Genomic DNA, 17,434 nt, shown 5'->3' with positions numbered 1-17,434 from the left:
GCTCCCGCGCGCGGGAGCGGCAATCACGGCCGCCGATACCCGTCGCCGGGCGGGGCCCATTTGGGTACAGATGGCCTTGCAGCGGAAAAGCGGGACGGTCGAAAGGAATGTCGACCGTAAAGCGGGATGGTAGCAGTGAGTGGGCTCGAACCACCGACCTTGGCATTATGAGTGCCACGCTCTAACCAGCTGAGCTACACTGCCATCCCTGACGGCAACAGGTGCCGCGCGAGAGCCACCCGCATAAGGGCCCGCGCCGCGCCGGTCAAGGGGCTATTGCAATCAGGCAGCCTCGGCCTTGGCCACCCGGGCATCCCGCAGCCGGACCACGGTGAAGAAGCCGGCAAATCCCACGCGCTTCGCCGAGGCAACCGAGAAACCGGCCTGGTCAGCCCAGGTCCGGATGCGCTGCAACTGGAATTCGGAACGCCATCCGACGCGCTTGGCCAGGGGCGCCGCAGCCTTCTCCAGCATGGCGACGAGACCCTTCTCCGCGCCGATATGATTGACCAGGATGATCTCGCCTCCGGGCTTCACCACGCGCGCGAATTCATCGAGGGCGACCTCGGCATCCGGAACGAGCGTGATCATGTATTGCCCGACAACCGCATCGAACGTCGCGTCGCGGAAGCCCAGCCGGCAGGCATCCATCACGACGAGCCCCGTTACAGCGTGGCCCGGGAGGCCGGCGAGCTTTTGCGCCGCCTTGTCAAGCATCGGCTTTGACAGGTCGATCCCGGTCACGCGGTAGCCGGCCGGGTAATCGCCCAAAGACAGCCCGGTCCCGACACCGACCTCGAGGATCTCCTTGCCGCAGGCCAGGGCGGCCTTGACGGCCTCGTTCCGGCCGGGCAGCAGGATGCGGGAATAGACAAGATCATAGAAGGGTGCCCATTTGGCATAGGCCTTCGTGATGGTCGTCAGGTCGATATCCTTGGCCATGCCCGCTCCCCTGCGATCTGGCAATATTGACGTCGATCAGGCGGCGCCGAGCGCCACCTTCGCCTCTTCCGGCACCGCTTGGCCCGGCGCGCGACGACGACCGATCGTCCCGCCTCCAAGCACGCGTGACTGGCCCTCGCCCTCGGCATAGAGGACGCAGGCCTGCCCGGGCGCCACCCCTTCCTCGCCATCGAGCAGCTCGACGACAAGAGCATCCCGATTCCACCGGACAATGGCAGGCTTGGGCTGTCGCGTGGAACGGACCCGGGCGAAAACCTCGACGCCATTGGCGGGCAGCCGGTCAAGCGGCATGTCGCCCAGCCAGTTGACGTCTCGCAGCTCCAGGCTGCGCACAGCCAGCGCCTCGCGCGGGCCGACAACGACCTCCCGCGTGGCCGCGTCGATCCGGACGACATAGAGCGGGTCGCGCGCGGCGATGCCGAGGCCCCGGCGCTGCCCGATCGTGTAGCGGATAATGCCGTCATGCCGGCCGAGTTCGCGGCCATCGACATGGCGGATGAGACCGGGCAAGGTCGCCTCGGGGCGGAGCTTCTCGACCAGCGCGGCATAATTCCCGCTCGGCACGAAGCAGATATCCTGGCTGTCCGGCTTGTCGGCGATCGCGATACCCATCGACCGGGCGATCTCGCGCGTTTCCGGCTTTGTCAGCGCGGCCAGCGGAAAGCGAAGCCAATCAAGCTGCCTCTGTGTCGTGGCATAGAGGAAATAGCTCTGGTCGCGGTCGAGGTCACGGGGCCGGAACAGCGCCCGGTGGCCATCCGGCATCAGCCGGCTTTCGACGTAGTGCCCGGTCACGAGGCAATCCGCGCCGAGATCCTCGGCGAAACGCAGCAGGTCGCGGAACTTCACCGTCCGGTTGCAATCGACACAGGGGATCGGAGTCTCGCCCGCAGCATAGCTGTCGACGAAACGGTCAATCACTTCCTCGCGGAAGCGGCTCTCGTAATCGAGCACGTAATGCGGGATGCCGAGATGGGCGGCAACATTCCGCGCATCCTGGATGTCGCGCCCCGCGCAGCAGGCGCCCGTCCGGTGCGTGGCCGCACCGTGATCGTAAAGCTGGAGCGTGATCCCGACCACGTCATAGCCGGCTTGTTTCATCAGGGCGGCAGCCACCGATGAATCGATGCCGCCGGACATGGCGACAACAACCCTTGTATCCCCGGGCTTCTTGGCGAGGTCGAGCGAGTTCAGCATCGGCCCCTCCATAGCCCGGATTGCCTTGTCTTTCCAGCCTCGGGGCCGATGGCCGGCATTTTTTGCCGGGCCGGAAGGGCTAAACGGCAAGAACGGACGGGCCATCCCGGTGCGCCCCTGTTGATTATCCATTATATTACAAAGACTTGATCATGGCGCTAAACTGGCCTCCGGCTTGCAGGTCAGGCATCAAACGCAAACAGGATTGCGCATGATGTCGAACACGATGCTGACCAGTCTGACCAATGCCCTGACCGAGATCGCCAATCGCCGTGCCGATATGCGGCCGGGCGAGCGCCAGACCGCTCGGGACGAGAACGAGTCGGACAATTTCGGCTCGCTGGTCTCGGAATGGGCCCGGTCAGCGCCGGGGCAGCAGCGTCAGGAGGCCCGTCCGGTCCCCTCGCGGGAGAATGCCACCGATTCCACGCCCCGGGCCAACCCGGCCGCCGACGAGCAGGAGCTGCCGCGCAGCCATCCGGAAGATGCTGCCGCGAAGCGCGCGGATCGCAGGGAAGACCGGGCCGAAGAGACGCCCGATGCCCGCGTCCGTGAGGATCGCGCCGATGCGCGCCGCGCCACCGGGGAAGCCCACGAAGGGCGCAAGGATGGGGAGAGCGACAAGCCAGAGGGCGAGGACACCGCCGCGGCCCAGTCCGGAAACAACGAGGCCGGAGAGACCGACACAACCGCCAAGGCAGAGGGCGAAGAAGCCGCTGCCGGGGAAACCGCCGCCACAACCGAAGGCGAAGCCACGGAAGCGACTGCCGAAACGGCCGTGATCATAGCCGTCGACACGCCCATCGATGCCGAGGCCGTTCTGGCGGCACCGGCCGCTGTCGCGCCGGCGGGTGACATGCCGGTCGAAGGCGAAGTCCTGGCTGCGACCGGCGCGGTTACCATGGCCACCAAGGCGGCTGCCGATGCCGCCGCTGCGATCGAAGCCAGCGCCGCCCCGGCCAAGGATGCCGGAGCGACCGGCACCGTGACACCGGCCGGCAAGTCCGGCGCGGAAGCCGGCGCGACTGCGGAAGCCGCCAGCCTCGAGCCGGCATCACTCCTTGCGGCAACGGACGCCACCGGTAAAGCCGCCAAGACGTCGGAAACCGCCGCGACCCCGGCCGGGCCGGAGCCAAAGGCGCAGGGCGGCGGCCCGGGCCATCATCCGGTCCGGACGACGCCTTTCGCGGAATTATTCCACGGCATGGGCACCCAGAATGCGATCTATCGCCCGGCGGACATTCTCGCCGGCCTTGACCGCACCCTTCCGACCGCCGCTCCGGGCCAGGCCGAGACGACGGCCATCCGCCCGACGCCGCTGCAGATGCTGCCGATCGAGATCGGCATGCAGGCGGTGCGCGGCGTCACGAATTTCCAGATCCGTCTCGATCCGGCCGAACTCGGCCGCGTCGATGTGAAACTCCAGATCAAGGAGAATGGCGAAGTGAATGCCAGCCTTGTTGTCGACCGCGTCGAGACGCTGCAGATGCTGCGCCGCGATGCCTCCACGCTCCAGCAGGCCTTCGAACAGGCCGGTCTGAAGCAATCCGCCGATGGGCTGACCTTCTCCCTGCGGGGCGAAGGGCAATCGGGCCAGCAGCAGGAACGGGGCCGCCAGGGCTCGTCCCAGCAGGGTCTTGATGACATCGGCACCACCCCCCAGATGGGCGAATTGGTGATGCGTCGCGCCCTCATCCCCAACACCAGCCTTGATCTGATGATCTGAACGCGAGGGCACCATGACGACTGTTTCCAATATCAGCTCGGCGAGCACGACGGGCACGAGCAGCACCTCTGCTGCCCGGATCGCGGACAATTTCGACCAGTTCCTGCAGCTGCTGACCACTCAGCTGAAGAACCAGAGCCCGCTGGATCCGCTGGATACCAACCAGTTCACCCAGCAGCTGGTCCAGTTCGCGGGCGTCGAGCAGCAGATCAAGACAAACGACAATCTTGCTTCGCTCCTCACCGCCAACAAGACCGCGAACCTGAACAATGCGCTGGGTTTCGTCGGCGCCAATGTCACGGCCGATGGCACGACAACCTCGCTGCAGAACGGCAAGGCCACCTGGCAGATCAACGCGCCGAAAACCGGCACAGCCACGATCACCATCAAGGACAAGAGCGGCAACGAGGTATACGCGGCCCAGAAGGTCATCACCGCGGGCGACCAGAGCTTCGTCTGGGACGGTCGGACGACCAGCGGCACCAATGCCCCGGCCGGGGAGTACACGATCGTCGTGGCCGCGCGCGATGCAGCCGGCCAGGCCATGTCGATCAAGTCAGAAATCAGCGGCACCGTCGACAATGTCGATGTCACCAGCGAAGTCCCGGTGCTCAAGATCGGCGATATCAGCGTGCCGATGACATCGGTCAAATCGATCCGTCGATAACAGGGGGGAGACTTAGGCGTTTTTTAAGAGGCGGACCCTAAACTCATGGATGTAGTAGTTGCGTTTTGTGAGCGTACCCATGAGTGAACCACTTCGCCCGCGTGTGAAGTATGTCATCGGTCCCGATGGCAGCCCCCTGACCATCGCCGATCTGCCGCCGCCGGAAACCCGTCGGTGGGTGATCCGCCGGAAGGCCGAAGTGGTCGCTGCCGTCCGGGGTGGCCTGCTTTCCCTCGAGGAGGCTTGCTCGCGCTATACGCTGACAGTCGAGGAATTCCTGTCCTGGCAGCATTCGATCGACGAGCACGGCCTTGCCGGGCTCCGCACGACCCGCATCCAGCACTACCGCCAGTAACAGGCGCTCTTCGCGCCAGACAAGGCCCGCTTCGGCGGGCTTTTTGGCGTCAGGGGTTCAACCCCGCTCTTTGATCATCCGGCGGGCTACAGCGATGGCCTCGCCGAGACTGGCCGGATCGGCAACGCCCTTCCCCGCGATATCAAACGCCGTGCCGTGATCGACGGAGGTCCGGATGATCGGCAGCCCGATTGTCACGTTGACGCCCTTCTCGATCCCGTTGAGCTTGACCGGTATCAACCCCTGGTCGTGATATTGCGCCACGACGATATCGAAGGCGCCCCGTCTCGCCCGCATGAAGACCGTATCCGGCGGATAGGGCCCGCTGGCCTGGAGCCCCTCTGCCTGCGCGGCAGCAATGGCCGGCGCGATCACCGCGCTGTCCTCGCTGCCGAACAGCCCGCCTTCGCCGGCATGCGGGTTCAGCCCGGCCACGGCGATTTGCGGCCGCGCGATGCCAAGGGCCCGGCAGGCCTGATGCGCCAGCCGGATCGTGCGCAGCACCCGCGCCTCGGTGACAAGCTCCAGCGCCTGCCGCAGCGATACATGGATGGAAACCAGGATTACCCGGAGCGGGCCTTCCGCCAGCATCATGGCGAAGTCACGCGTGCCTGTCCGGTCGGCCAGGATCTCGGTATGCCCCGGGAAGGGTACCCCGGCGGCATGCAGCGCTTCCTTGTGGATCGGCGCGGTGACCAGCCCCGCTACCTTCCCCGCCATCGCAAGGTCGATCGCGCGGAGGATCGCAGCATGGGCCAGCGCGCCCGCTTCGGCCGAGACCACGCCATAGGGAAGATTGCTCGGAACCGAGCCGGTATCGATCATCGCCAGCGGCGAATCGGTACCGCCAATTTTAGGATTCATCTTGAGGGGCTGGTCTTGCTCCCATGAGACGATGCCACGTCGGGACCCGATCAGGGAAAAGGCGCGCCGCATCTGGGCCGGATCGCCGAGAACGACCAGCCCTTCCGGACCATGGATCTCGACATGCCGGGCAATGATTTCGGGGCCGATTCCCGCAGGATCGCCCATGGTAATCGCGAGAGGAGCGGACATGTCGACATTCCTGGGCGTTGTGGCGGATGGAATCGTCCGGCCGGAAAAATGCGCATTCGTCCCGAACTGGTTCAAAAAAGGTCAGGACATTAACGGCCCGGTAACCATCCACCGGGCAATTCTTGCCTAGCGCAGGAAACGCGACGCACGCAATTCGCGTCGGACAGAAAGCTGGATGGTGGGGCAGTGAACGGCATCCTCGAACTCGTGAACCGGTTGGGACCGCAGCGCCTGGTGGCGATGGGGGCCGTAACCCTTGCTCTCGTGGGCTTCTTCGCCTTCGTGATGACGAAGATGTCCGGCCCGAATATGGGCGTTCTCTTCAGCGATCTCCCGGTCCAGGATTCAAACGCCATCGTGCGGGACCTGGAAAACCGCGGCGTCCGCTACGAATTGCGCGGGGATGGCACCACGATCCTGGTCCCCCGCGATCAGACCACTCGCCTCCGGATGGAATTTGCCGGCAAGGGCATGCCCGCCGGCGGCACCGTCGGGTACGAGATCTTCGACAAGAGCGACAGCTTCTCGGCCACCAGCCTCGTTCAGGGCGTCAACCAGCTCCGGGCCCTCGAAGGCGAGCTCTCGCGCACCATCCGCAGCATTGAGCGGGTGCAGCAGGCCCGTGTCCATCTTGCCATCCCCGAGAAGCGCCTGTTCGAACGCGACCGGCAGGAGCCCCGCGCCTCGATCGTGCTGAAGGTCCGGGGTGAACTCGAACCGGGTCAGATCCGGGCGGTGCGCCATCTGGTGGCCACGGCAGTCCAGGGTCTGAAGCCCGAGCGGGTCTCCATCGTCGACGAGACCGGCCGCCTGCTGGCTGACGGCGCCGGCAACGAGACCGACGCCGCCGCCCTCGCCGCCGACAAGCAGAGCAACCACGAGCGCCGCCTGCGCAGCCAGGTCGAGGACATCGTCGCCAGCATCGTCGGCCGCGGCCGGGCCCGGGTGCAGGTGGCTGCCGAGATGGATTTCAACCGCGTGCAGCAGGTGACCGACAGCTTCGATCCCGAAAGCCGGGTGATTCGCTCCACACAGACGCGGACCGAGAACCAGCAGAGCCAGGAAAGCCGGGACAACCAGGTCACCATCGGCAACGAACTGCCGCAGCAACAGCAGCAGAATGCGCCGGCCAACCCGCAGCAGCGGGATGCAACCCAGCGCAACGAGGAAATCGTCAATTACGAGATTACCAAGACCACCCGCACCGAGATCATCGAGGCGGGCCGGGTGAAGCGCCTCTCGGTCGCCGTGCTGGTCGACGGGATCTACACCCCTGGCGCCAACGGCCAGATGAGCTATCAGCCGCGCCCGGCCGAGGAACTCGAACGGATCGCAGCCCTTGTGCGCTCGTCGATCGGGTTCGACCGCAACCGGGGTGACCAGGTCGATGTGATCAACCTCCGCTTCGCCGAGGGCGTGGCGGCGGTCGAGGGCCGGACGCCGACCTTCACCGAGCAGATGCTCGCCCTGACCAAGGAGGACGTGCTCCGCATGGTCGAGATCGGCGTCTTCGGCCTGCTGACCCTGCTCGTCACATTGCTGGTGGTCCGCCCGCTGCTTCGCCAGATGGGCATCGGCGGCAAAGGCCGCAGCGACTCCTCGTTGGTTGCTGTACCGCAGATCGGGGGGCTCCAGAGCGTGATCGACGCCTCCGGCATGGTGCCCGGCGCCACCGGACCGGCCGGCCAGCCCCTGGCCCTGCCCGCACCGGGCCAGGCCGGCACGATGGTCGCCGCGAACTCGAACCAGGCAAACGTCAACACGATCCAGCACGCACTCCAGCAGGGCGCGATCGATAGCCTCGGCCGCATCGTGCAGGAAAACCCGAGTGAATCCGTGGCGATCGTTCGCCAGTGGATCGCCCAGACACGCTAACCGCTAGAGCCGGACACGGATCAGGGCCCAGGGGGCAGGAATGGCGAAGACGAGTACAGCGGAAAAGACGCCGGATACCGCTCCGGCACCGAACAAGGAGCTGACACGGTTCCTCTCCGGCCCGGAAAAGGCGTCGATCATTCTGCTCGTCCTCGGCGAGCGCTATGGCGGCCCGGTCTGGGAAGCGCTGGACGAGGACGAGATCCGCACCGTGTCCCGCGCCATGTCCCGGCTCGGCGCGGTCACGGCGGAAGCGGTCGAGGCCCTTGTCGCGGAATTCCTGTCGATGATGGCCCAGGGTGGCGCCGTCACCGGCGACTATGACCGCACCGAAGCGCTGCTCAGCAAGCTGCTGCCGAAGGACAAGGTCTACTCCCTGATGGAGGAGATCCGCGGTCCGGCCGGGCGAAACATGTGGCAGAAGCTCGGCAACGTGCAGGACCAGGTGCTCGCCAACTATCTCAAGGGCGAATATCCGCAGACCGTGGCGGTGATCCTCTCGAAGATCCGCTCGGAGAATGCGGCCCGTGTCCTGTCGCTGCTGCCGCATGAATTCGCGCTCGAAGTGGTGAACCGGATGCTCAATATGGAGCCGGTGCAGAAGGAAGTCCTCGCCCATATCGAGGAGACATTGCGCACCGAGTTCATTTCCAACCTGTCGCAGACCTCGCGCCGCGACAGCCATGAAATGATCGCCGAGATCTTCAACTCCTTCGACCGGCAGACGGAAAGCTGGTTCCTCGCTGCGCTCGACGAGCGCAACCGCGAGGCTGCGCAGAAGATCCGGTCGCTGATGTTCACCTTCGACGACCTGGCGAAGCTCGATCCGGGCTCGACCCAGACCCTGATCCGCTATTCGGATCGCGATATCCTCGCCGTCGCACTGAAGGGCGCCGCGCCCGCCATGAAGAAGTTCTTCTTCCAGCAGATGTCGACACGCGCCGCGAAGAACATGGAGGAACTGATGCAGAGCCGTGGTCCTGTCCGCCTCAAGGAGGTCGACGAGGCCCAGACCCGAATCGTCATGCTGGCAAAGGAACTGGCCTCGAAGGGTGAAATCACCATCGGCAAGAACCGCGCCGAAGACGAACTGATCTACTGAAGGCCACGCCATGTCGACCGCTCGCTCCGCCTTCACCTTCGGCCGGGATTTCACCAAAGCCGGCTCGGGCCTGCCCTTCATCGAGCCCGGCCAGCGTGTGCCGGTGCCCTATCCCGAGCATGCGCGCCTTGTCGAGGAAGCCCGGCAGGCAGCCTACCAGCAGGGAATCGAGGAAGGCCGGCAGATGCAGGCCAACCATGAGCAGATCCGGATCGCCAATGGTCTCGACGCCATCAATGCCCGGCTCGAGATCGCAACGATCGAAATGCGGCGCCTCGAGGAGACGGCGCGGAGCGAGGCCCTCGCCTTCGCGATGCTCTTCGCCCGCAAGATCGCCGGACGCCTGATCGAGACCGCGCCGGTCGGCGCGATCGAGGCGACCGCACGGGCGATCTTCAATGATCTCCGCGGTTCGCCCCATGTCGCGGTGCGCGTCGCGCCCGATCTCGTCGATCCCTGCAAGGAGCGTCTGATGGGCCTCCTGAAAGAGAACGGCATCGAATCGCGGCTCTTTGTCTTTCCGGATCCGGAAATCGCCCTCGGGGATTGCCGGATCGAATGGTCCGATGGCGGCATCGTCCGCGACCGAAACCGGCTTGAAAACCTCGTCGAGACATCGGCGAAGATGCTGTTCCCCGATGCCGGGGACGACAACTGAAAAGACTGAAACCCTCACAGATCGAAAGGCTTGAGGACCCATGGCCACTGACAACAATTTCCAGCTCCAGGATCTGGAATCGACCGCTGATCTTGTCGCCGCTGCCTATGGCAGCGACGGCGAGACCCCGCTCTCGTCCAAGACCGCGGCGGATCTCGAGCATGTCTTCGATGTGCCGGTCCAGGTCTCGGCCGTGCTCGGCCGCTCCAAGATGGGCGTGGGCGAACTCCTCCGGATGAGCCCCGGCCATATTCTCGAACTCGACCGCCGCGTCGGCGAGGCCATCGACATCTTCGTCAATGACCGTCTCGTCGCGCGTGGCGAGGTCGTTCTCGTCGATGACAAGCTCGGCGTGACCATGACGGAAATCATCAAGTCCGACCGCTGACCGGTCAGGACGGACGAGGAGACAGAACCATGCGGCTTCTGATTGTCGGAACCTTGCGCGGTGAATTGATCACCGCCGCGAAGATCGCCCGGGAGAGGGGCGCGTCGGTCGCACAGGTCGACGGGATCGAGGCCGCCCTGTCCCATCTGCGGCAGGGCAAGGGCGCCGACCTGGCCATGGTCGATGCCCATCTGGACATCGCCGCCCTCGCGCAGGGCCTCGCCGCCGAGCATATGACGCTGCCAATCGTGGCGTGCGGCGTCGCGAACGACAAGCGCGCGGCCGTGGCCGCCATCGAGGCTGGCGCGAAGGAATACATCCCGCTCCCGCCGGATCCGGAGCTGATCGCGGCGATTCTCGAGGCCGTCAGCAAGACCGAGACCTCCATCGTCTTCCGGGACGAGGCGATGGGCCGCGTCATCAAGCTGGCACAGCAGATCGCGGGTTCGGACGCGTCCGTGCTGATTACCGGGGAATCGGGCGTCGGCAAGGAAGTCATGGCGCGTTTCCTCCATGAGAAATCGCGGCGCTCGGGCAAGCCCTTTGTCTCGGTCAATTGCGCCGCGATCCCCGATAACCTGCTGGAAAGCGAGCTGTTCGGCCATGAGAAGGGCGCCTTTACCGGCGCCATCGCCCGGCGCGTCGGCAAGTTCGAGGAAGCCGATGGCGGCACGCTGCTGCTGGACGAAATCTCGGAAATGGATGTTCGCCTGCAGGCCAAGCTGCTCCGGGCGATCCAGGAACGCGTGATCGACCGCGTCGGCGGAACCCGGCCGGTTCCGGTCGATATCCGCATCATCGCGACCTCGAACCGCAACCTCGCCGAAAGCGTGAAGGCCGGCGAATTCCGTGAGGATCTTCTCTACCGGCTCAATGTCGTCAACCTGAAGATCCCGCCGCTCCGGGAGAGGCCGAACGACATCATCGAGCTCGCGAACCATTTCGCCAAGCGCTACGCCCAGATGAACGGCCTGCCGGTCCGCCCGATCAGCCACGACGCCAAGCGGATGCTGCTGGCCAACCCGTGGCGCGGCAACGTGCGCGAGCTGGAAAACACGCTGCACCGGGCCGTCCTGCTGGCCGGCGGCATCGATATCGGGCCGGATGCGATCCTGACGCCGGAAGGCGAATCGATTGCCCGCGACGCCAACGAGGCCACCGCCCGGAAGGTGGCGGAAGCCGCCGAGGCCGCCACACGGGCCCTGGTCGGCCGCACGGTGGCCGATGTCGAGCGGGAGCTGATCCTCGATACGCTCGATCATTGCCTCGGCAACCGCACCCATGCAGCGAAGATTCTCGGCATCTCGATCCGGACCTTGCGCAACAAGCTCAACGAATATGTTGCCGTCGGCATCGACGTGCCGGAGCCCGGCGCCGCGCGGATTGCCGCGCTTTAACTTTTCCCTGACGAAAGTAACCGGGCGTTAACCATAAACCCGGCAAAAATTGCCCAGTCGACCGGTCAGACCCGACCGGATTCGGCGTGCAGCAACGCATGGGGGCAGGGGAATGAGTGACGCGAGCCTTGGCGGCAAAGGGAGCCTACCCGGCCTCCAGACGCCAAAATTCATGACACCTCAAGAGCTTGGCGCTTTCCTGAAGCGGGGCGACATTGCCCTCGCCATGGGGATCCTGACGATTCTGGTCGTCCTCATCGTGCCGCTGCCGCCGATGATCCTCGACCTGCTGCTGGCCTTCTCGATCATTCTCGCGGTCCTGATCCTGATGACGGCGCTCTTCATCGCGGCGCCGCTGGAATTCTCGTCCTTCCCGACGATCCTCCTCATCGCGACAATGCTTCGATTGTCGCTGAACCTCGCCTCGACCCGCCTGATCCTCCAGAACGGCCATACCGGCCAGGGTGCGGCCGGCCACGTGATCGAGGCCTTCGGCAATTTCGTGATGGGCGGAAACTTCGTGATCGGAGTCATCGTCTTCGTGATCCTCGTCATCGTCAACTTCGTCGTCATCACCAAGGGCTCGAGCCGTATCGCCGAAGTCGCAGCCCGCTTCAGCCTCGATGCGATGCCAGGCAAGCAGATGGCGATCGACGCCGATCTCTCTGCCGGCCTGATCGATCAGGATGAGGCCAAGGCGCGCCGCAAGGCCCTCGAGGACGAGAGCGCCTTTTTCGGTGCGATGGACGGTGCCTCGAAATTCGTGCGTGGCGATGCGATTGCCGGGATCCTGATCACTTTCATCAATGTCGTGGGCGGTATCATCATCGGCGTCGCCCAGAACGGCATGACCTTCAATGATGCGGCGAAGGCCTACACGCTGCTGACGGTCGGCGACGGCCTCGTCACGCAGATCCCGGCGCTGATCGTCTCGACCGCGGCCGGCCTGCTGGTCTCGAAAGCCGGCGTGACCGGCGCCGCCGACAAGGCCCTGTCCAAGCAGCTGGCCAGCTCGTCGAAGGCGCTCGGCATGTCCTCCTTCGTGATGGTGGTCATCGCCATCCTGCCGGGCATGCCGGCCATTCCTTTCCTGGGCCTCGCCCTGCTGGCCGGCTACATGGCCTGGCGGCTTGACCGGCAGGAAAAGCAGGCCAACATCGATGCCGCCGCCGAACAGGCCATGGAGCAGGTCGTGGCCCAGCAAAAGGCCTCCGACCCGCCCGTGCAGGAAGCGTTGCGGCTCGACGAATTGCGGATCGAGATCGGTTACGCCCTCCTGCCACTGGTGCAGGGCCAGAACGGCGAGGACAAGATCACCGAGCAGATCAAGGCCCTGCGCCGGACGCTGGCGACCGAAATGGGCTTCATCCTGCCGTCGGTCCGGCTGGTCGACAACGTCCAGCTTGAATCGAACCACTACGTCATCAAGATGAAGGAAATCGATGCCGGCAATGGCGTGGTGTTCCCGAACCAGTACATGGCGATGGATCCGGCCGGCGAGCAGGTGCAACTGCCGGGCGCCCATATGCTGGAGCCGACCTTCGGCCTCCCGGCCACCTGGATCGACGAGAGCCTGCGTGACGAGGCGCAGCTGCGTGGCTACACGGTGGTCGATCCGGCCACGGTCATCGCCACCCACCTCACCGAAATCATCAAGAACAACATGTCCGAGCTGCTCTCCTATGCGGAGGTGCAGAAGCTGCTGAAGGATCTCTCCAAGCCGCATCAGGACCTCGTGAAGGATCTGACCGGCGGGGCCATCACGATCACCGGCATCCAGCGCATCCTCCAGTTGCTGCTCGCCGAGCGGGTCTCGATCCGCGATCTCGGCACCATCCTCGAGGCGGTGGCGGAGGTGGCCGGCACGGTGACCCGGGATCCGCGCATGATCGTCGAGCATATCCGCTCACGCCTCGGCCGGCAGATCTGCGCCCAGCATACCGGGCCGACCGGCCAGCTGGCGCTGATCACCCTGTCACCAAGCTGGGAAGATGCCTTTGCCTCGTCGCTGGTCGGCGATGGCGAGATCAAGCATCTCGCGATGCAGCCTTCGCGCCTGCATGATTTCGTGATTGCCCTGCGCGACCGGTTCGAGGAAGCGGCGCGGCTGGGCGAATTGCCGGTCCTGGTCACGTCGAACGCGGTCCGCCCCTATGTGCGGATGATCGTCGAACGCTTCCGGCCCCAGACGGCCGTGCTGGCCCAGGGCGAGATCCACCCTTCCGCACGGCTGCGGACGGTCGGCTCGATCTGACGCCGCCCCCGCGCATGAAAGCCTCGCGACGCCGGCCGCCTCAGGGCGCCGGCGTCGTGTCGTCTGCGGGTTGCCGGAGCTGGGATTTCTCGAAGGCCAGAACCACCGGGATCGAGATCGCGAGCGGGATCAGCAGGTACAGCAGCCGCCAGACCAGCAGGGCCGCGAAGACCTCCGTGGCCGGCATGCCCGGCATCACCTTGAGGAAGATGACTTCCATCACCCCGATCCCGCCCGGCGCCTGAACCAGAAGCCCCGCCGAGAAGGACAGCAGGAACGCACCGAGGACAATCATGAAGCCCGGATTGCTCTCGCCCGGAAGCGCGAAATAGATGATCCCCGCTGCCCCCAGCAATTCCATCGGCGCGGCGATCCACTGCCGCCAGACGATATGCAGGCCGGGATATTCCAGCTTGAAGTTCCGGATGACCAGCGGCTTCAGCTGCAGCCAGGAACCGATTGTATAGAGGAGACAAAAAGCCAGCATCCCGAAGCCGATCAGCCGCGTCATCAAGGGGCTGAGCGGCAGCAGCGGCTGCACGATCTCCGGCTCGTAGAGGAGCACGAGCCCGCCGAGGAGAATGGTTCCGAAACCGAAGGTAAAGGAGCAGAGCGCGACGAGCACCGCCACTTCCGGCGCGCTGAGGCCCTTGGCCGTATAGGCCCTGTAACGGACCATGCCACCGGAAAAGACCGATGCGCCGATATTATGGGAAATGGCATAGGTCGTGAAAGAGCAGATCGTGATGTAGAGCCACGAAATGCCCTTGGTCCGGTTGAGATGGATCAGGGCGATCCGGTCATACCAGGCCAATGCCCAATAGGCGAAAAGCGTGGCCGCCGCCGCGAGGAGGTAGCCCTGCATCGGGATGACCGCCAGCTTCTGTCCGATCACGCGGGAGATAATGGCGAGACTTTCGAGGACACCGGCATTGTCGAGCAGCGCCTTGGTCGCGGCATCCGTGGCTGCCTCGCCCCTGAGTTTGTCATAAAGGACCTTGAGAGAGAGAATAACGGCCAGCAGGCCGACGATCGGCCAGAACCAATCCTTGAAGCGCTTCATCTGTCCCCCGACCCTGGCCCTCTTGGCGGGCCTGACCCGCGTTTCACTGCCCGACATCCCCCAATGTGGCAAGACCTTCGGACGAATTCCGTCCCGCCGCCGGAAACCTGTCGGACGCACGCGGCTGGGGAGAGGGCAGGCGTGGATCTTGCCATGCCGGAGCGGGCCTGCTCAAACGGATCCGGCAAAGGATTCAGGTTTCGATGCAACAGGATGGCTACACCCTTCTCGAGCCGCAGAAACTTGCGGCCCTGGTGACCTATCTCGTCCATGACCTCGAGACCATTCCGTCCGAGCCGGTATGGCCGGAAGGCTTCGCTCTGGAACGGCTGAATGGTGCAGCGATCGAGCGCTATCGCCGCCTGTTCTCTGCTGTCGGCGCGGAATGGCTGTGGTTCAGCCGCCTGCGCATGCCCGACGTCGCCCTCTGGGAAATCCTGATGGCGCCGCCCGTCGAGGTCTATGCCCTCGTCCGCGACGGGAAGGATGCCGGCCTGCTCGAACTGGATTTCCGCGATGCAGAAGCGCCGGAACTCGCGTTTTTCGGGGTTGTCCCCGATGCCCTGGGCCAAGGGATTGGCAAAAGGTTGATGGCAACGGCGCTTCTGCGCGCCAAGGTGGCCGGGATGGACCGTCTTCACGTCCATACCTGCTCGCTCGACCATCCGCGTGCGCTGGATTTCTATTGCCGGGCCGGGTTTCGACCGATCCGGCGCGCCATCGAGGTCTTCGATGATCCGAGGCTGGACGGTACCCTGCCCCGCGATGCAGCACCCTGGCTGCCGCTGCTCGAACCCTGACAGAACAGGAAAAGGCCCGTTTCCGGGCCTCCTCTCGATAGGTTCTGACAGATAGGCTTAGAGCCGGCCGGCGGCGTAGCGCATGCGGGCGGCGATCCGGTCCGTCTCGATCTGGTCGCGGAGCGCCAGTTCGGCACGTTCCGCCGCCTTCTCGCGGTCTTCCAGGATCTCGACCTTCTTGAGCTCCTCGAACGCCTCGTTGAGGGCGGCCTTGGCCTCCTCCAGCTGGTCGTTCAGCTCACCCGCCGAATGCAGCAGGTTGTCGCGCCGCGTCCGTGCGGCCTTGGCATAGGTCGGGTAGGCGAAATGAGCGGTATCGGAAATGCCGGCACGCCGTTCCTCGTTCTCGATCTCGCGGTCGAGCTCCGTGGCCATGCGCTGGAATTCAGCAATCATGGCCTCGATCTGGGCAACACGGCGGCGCTTTTCGTCAACGTGGAACCGCTTCAGACGGATCAACGTATCGCGCGACTTCATGGTCGTTATACTCCTTGACCGAAACCCGGAAACACGCCCGGGGGCCCGGATCAAGCACCAGCCGGCGTTGACCTCAGGCGGTTAACAATATCCGCGAGACGGATATAGCTTTCGCGTAAGGAGGTTGATTCTTCCTTACCTTGGCCAAGAAAAGCTTCGAGTTCCGGAAAAGCGTCGATCGCGCGGTCAACTTCGGGCGACGAACCGCGCCGGTAGGCCCCCAGGCGGATCAGTTCTTCCATATCGGTATAGGTCGACATCAGGCCACGCGCTTCCACGATCGTGGGGTAGAATTCCGGATCGCACGAACGCGGCATCGTCCGTGATACGGATTTCAGCACGTTGATGGCGGGATAGCGGCCACGCTCGGCGATCTTCCGTTCCATCACGATATGGCCGTCAAGAATGCCGCGTGTGGCATCAGCGACCGGCTCGTTATGGTCATCACCATCGACGAGGACCGAGAAGATACCGGTAATCGTACCGCTGCCGATCTCGCCCGGTCCGGCGCGTTCGAGCAGTTTTGGCAGTTCGGCGAAGACTGACGGCGTATAGCCCTTGGTCGTTGGCGGCTCGCCCACGCCGAGACCGATATCGCGCTGCGCCATGGCAAAGCGCGTAATCGAATCGATCATGCAGAGCACATCGAGCCCTTCGTCGCGGAAGAATTCGGCGATCGACAGCGTCAGATAGGCGGCCTGCCGGCGCATCAGGGCGGTCTCATCCGACGTGGCCACCACCACAACGGAACGGGCCAGACCTTCTTCGCCGAGGTCGTCCTGCAGAAATTCCTGCACCTCGCGGCCGCGCTCGCCGACCAGGCCGATCACCGAGACATCGGAGACGGCGTTCCGCGCCAGCATCGAAAGCAGCACGGATTTGCCGACTCCCGAACCGGCGAAGATGCCCATGCGCTGCCCGCGGCATACGGTCAGGAAGGCGTTGAGCGCACGGACGCCGAGATCAAGCGGCTCGCCGACACGCTGGCGTTTGTGCGCTGCCGGCGACTCGCCACGGAATGGATACGGACGCGGCCCGGATGCGATCGGGCCCTTGCCGTCGATCGGACGGCCGAAGGAATCAACGACGCGACCCAGCCAGGCCCGTCCAGGCCGGATTGTGGCACGGCGCGACAACACATGCGCCGGGCAGCCGCGGCGAAGGCCGTCCACCGGGCCGAACGGCATGGCCAGCGCACGGCCCGCATCGAACCCGACAATCTCGCAGGGGATCCGCTCTCCGCTCTGGGTCTCGATGCCCACCAGTCCGCCCAGTTCCATATGGGTGAGCGGGCCCACGATCTCGATCATCAGGCCGCGAACAGCAGCGACCCGGCCGAATACCTCGTATTCGGCGATATCCTCGACGACACTGCGCAAGGCTTCGACAGGCATCCCCGCCCCCATCCGCTGGCCAGCCGCCCGAACGACCGCTGATTCGCTCCGAATCACCGGCA

The 17,434-nt window shown here is 64.8% G+C and carries 16 protein-coding genes and 1 tRNA gene; 10 read left to right on the top strand and 7 right to left on the bottom strand.

Going from position 1 to position 17,434, the window contains the following annotated elements:
- Positions 1–127: 127 nt before the first annotated feature.
- The 3 genes from P0652_RS03910 to mnmA all read right to left on the bottom strand — a co-directional run bounded on the left by P0652_RS03910 (position 128) and on the right by mnmA (position 2,160).
- Positions 128–204 (bottom strand) — tRNA-Met (locus tag P0652_RS03910).
- Positions 205–282: 78 nt separating this feature from the next.
- A complete protein-coding gene (locus P0652_RS03905) occupies positions 283–942 on the bottom strand; it encodes a class I SAM-dependent methyltransferase (RefSeq protein WP_284177460.1) in 660 nt (219 codons plus the stop codon).
- A 36-nt stretch (positions 943–978) separates the two neighbouring features.
- Positions 979–2,160, bottom strand: coding sequence for a tRNA 2-thiouridine(34) synthase MnmA (gene mnmA / locus P0652_RS03900; RefSeq protein ID WP_284177459.1), 1,182 nt, complete (start codon positions 2,158–2,160; stop codon positions 979–981).
- A gap of 211 nt (positions 2,161–2,371) precedes the next feature.
- On the opposite strand from mnmA, the gene P0652_RS03895 reads away from it, so the two are divergent.
- The 3 genes from P0652_RS03895 (at position 2,372) to sciP (ending at position 4,908) form a co-directional block, all read left to right on the top strand.
- Positions 2,372–3,886, top strand: a complete 1,515-nt coding sequence (locus P0652_RS03895; RefSeq protein ID WP_284177458.1) for a flagellar hook-length control protein FliK — start codon at positions 2,372–2,374, stop codon at positions 3,884–3,886.
- 13 nt (positions 3,887–3,899) lie between these two features.
- Positions 3,900–4,553, top strand: coding sequence for a flagellar hook assembly protein FlgD (locus P0652_RS03890; RefSeq protein ID WP_284177457.1), 654 nt, complete (start codon positions 3,900–3,902; stop codon positions 4,551–4,553).
- 79 nt (positions 4,554–4,632) lie between these two features.
- Entirely contained in the window at positions 4,633–4,908 is a 276-nt protein-coding gene (gene sciP / locus P0652_RS03885) for a CtrA inhibitor SciP (RefSeq protein ID WP_284177456.1), read from the top strand.
- Between the two features lie 57 nt (positions 4,909–4,965).
- Here sciP and pdxA read toward each other — a convergent pair whose 3' ends face one another.
- A complete protein-coding gene (gene pdxA / locus P0652_RS03880) occupies positions 4,966–5,964 on the bottom strand; it encodes a 4-hydroxythreonine-4-phosphate dehydrogenase PdxA (protein ID WP_284177455.1) in 999 nt (332 codons plus the stop codon).
- A gap of 186 nt (positions 5,965–6,150) precedes the next feature.
- Here pdxA and fliF point away from each other — a divergent pair, with 186 nt between their 5' ends.
- From fliF to flhA, 6 genes are all read left to right on the top strand, one after another.
- Positions 6,151–7,839, top strand: coding sequence for a flagellar basal-body MS-ring/collar protein FliF (gene fliF, locus P0652_RS03875; RefSeq protein ID WP_284177454.1), 1,689 nt, complete (start codon positions 6,151–6,153; stop codon positions 7,837–7,839).
- 40 nt (positions 7,840–7,879) lie between these two features.
- The gene (gene fliG, locus P0652_RS03870; RefSeq protein ID WP_284177453.1) at positions 7,880–8,941 is read left to right on the top strand and encodes a flagellar motor switch protein FliG; all 1,062 of its coding nucleotides are present in this window, start codon (positions 7,880–7,882) and stop codon (positions 8,939–8,941) included.
- A gap of 10 nt (positions 8,942–8,951) precedes the next feature.
- Complete coding sequence (locus P0652_RS03865) at positions 8,952–9,599, top strand: FliH/SctL family protein (RefSeq protein WP_284177452.1); 648 nt, start codon at positions 8,952–8,954, stop codon at positions 9,597–9,599.
- A gap of 40 nt (positions 9,600–9,639) precedes the next feature.
- Entirely contained in the window at positions 9,640–9,987 is a 348-nt protein-coding gene (fliN, locus tag P0652_RS03860; RefSeq protein WP_284177451.1) for a flagellar motor switch protein FliN, read from the top strand.
- Between the two features lie 29 nt (positions 9,988–10,016).
- On the top strand, positions 10,017–11,384 hold the full coding sequence (gene flbD / locus P0652_RS03855; protein WP_284177450.1) for a sigma-54-dependent transcriptional regulator FlbD: 1,368 nt from the start codon (positions 10,017–10,019) through the stop codon (positions 11,382–11,384).
- 112 nt (positions 11,385–11,496) lie between these two features.
- A complete protein-coding gene (gene flhA / locus P0652_RS03850; protein ID WP_502947455.1) occupies positions 11,497–13,638 on the top strand; it encodes a flagellar biosynthesis protein FlhA in 2,142 nt (713 codons plus the stop codon).
- Between the two features lie 40 nt (positions 13,639–13,678).
- On the opposite strand, the gene P0652_RS03845 is transcribed toward flhA, so the two are convergent.
- Complete coding sequence (locus tag P0652_RS03845; RefSeq protein ID WP_284177449.1) at positions 13,679–14,701, bottom strand: lysylphosphatidylglycerol synthase transmembrane domain-containing protein; 1,023 nt, start codon at positions 14,699–14,701, stop codon at positions 13,679–13,681.
- A gap of 203 nt (positions 14,702–14,904) precedes the next feature.
- Here P0652_RS03845 and P0652_RS03840 point away from each other — a divergent pair, with 203 nt between their 5' ends.
- Entirely contained in the window at positions 14,905–15,501 is a 597-nt protein-coding gene (locus tag P0652_RS03840; RefSeq protein ID WP_284177448.1) for a GNAT family N-acetyltransferase, read from the top strand.
- A 57-nt stretch (positions 15,502–15,558) separates the two neighbouring features.
- Here the strand turns inward: P0652_RS03840 and fliJ are convergent, their stop codons facing one another.
- Together fliJ and fliI are read right to left on the bottom strand one after the other, a co-directional pair.
- Positions 15,559–15,978 carry a flagellar export protein FliJ gene (gene fliJ, locus P0652_RS03835; RefSeq protein ID WP_284177447.1) on the bottom strand — a complete coding sequence of 140 codons (420 nt, stop codon included), beginning with the start codon at positions 15,976–15,978 and terminating at the stop codon, positions 15,559–15,561.
- A 50-nt stretch (positions 15,979–16,028) separates the two neighbouring features.
- Positions 16,029–17,372 (bottom strand): flagellar protein export ATPase FliI, encoded by a 1,344-nt coding sequence (fliI, locus tag P0652_RS03830; RefSeq protein ID WP_284177446.1) that lies wholly within the window; start codon positions 17,370–17,372, stop codon positions 16,029–16,031.
- Positions 17,373–17,434: the final 62 nt, after the last annotated feature.

The organism is Rhabdaerophilum sp. SD176 (assembly GCF_030143245.1).
Classification (GTDB): Bacteria; Pseudomonadota; Alphaproteobacteria; order Rhizobiales; family Beijerinckiaceae; genus Rhabdaerophilum.
The sequence above is the reverse complement of the archived record's forward strand: the minus strand, read 5'-3'. Positions and strand labels throughout refer to the sequence as shown.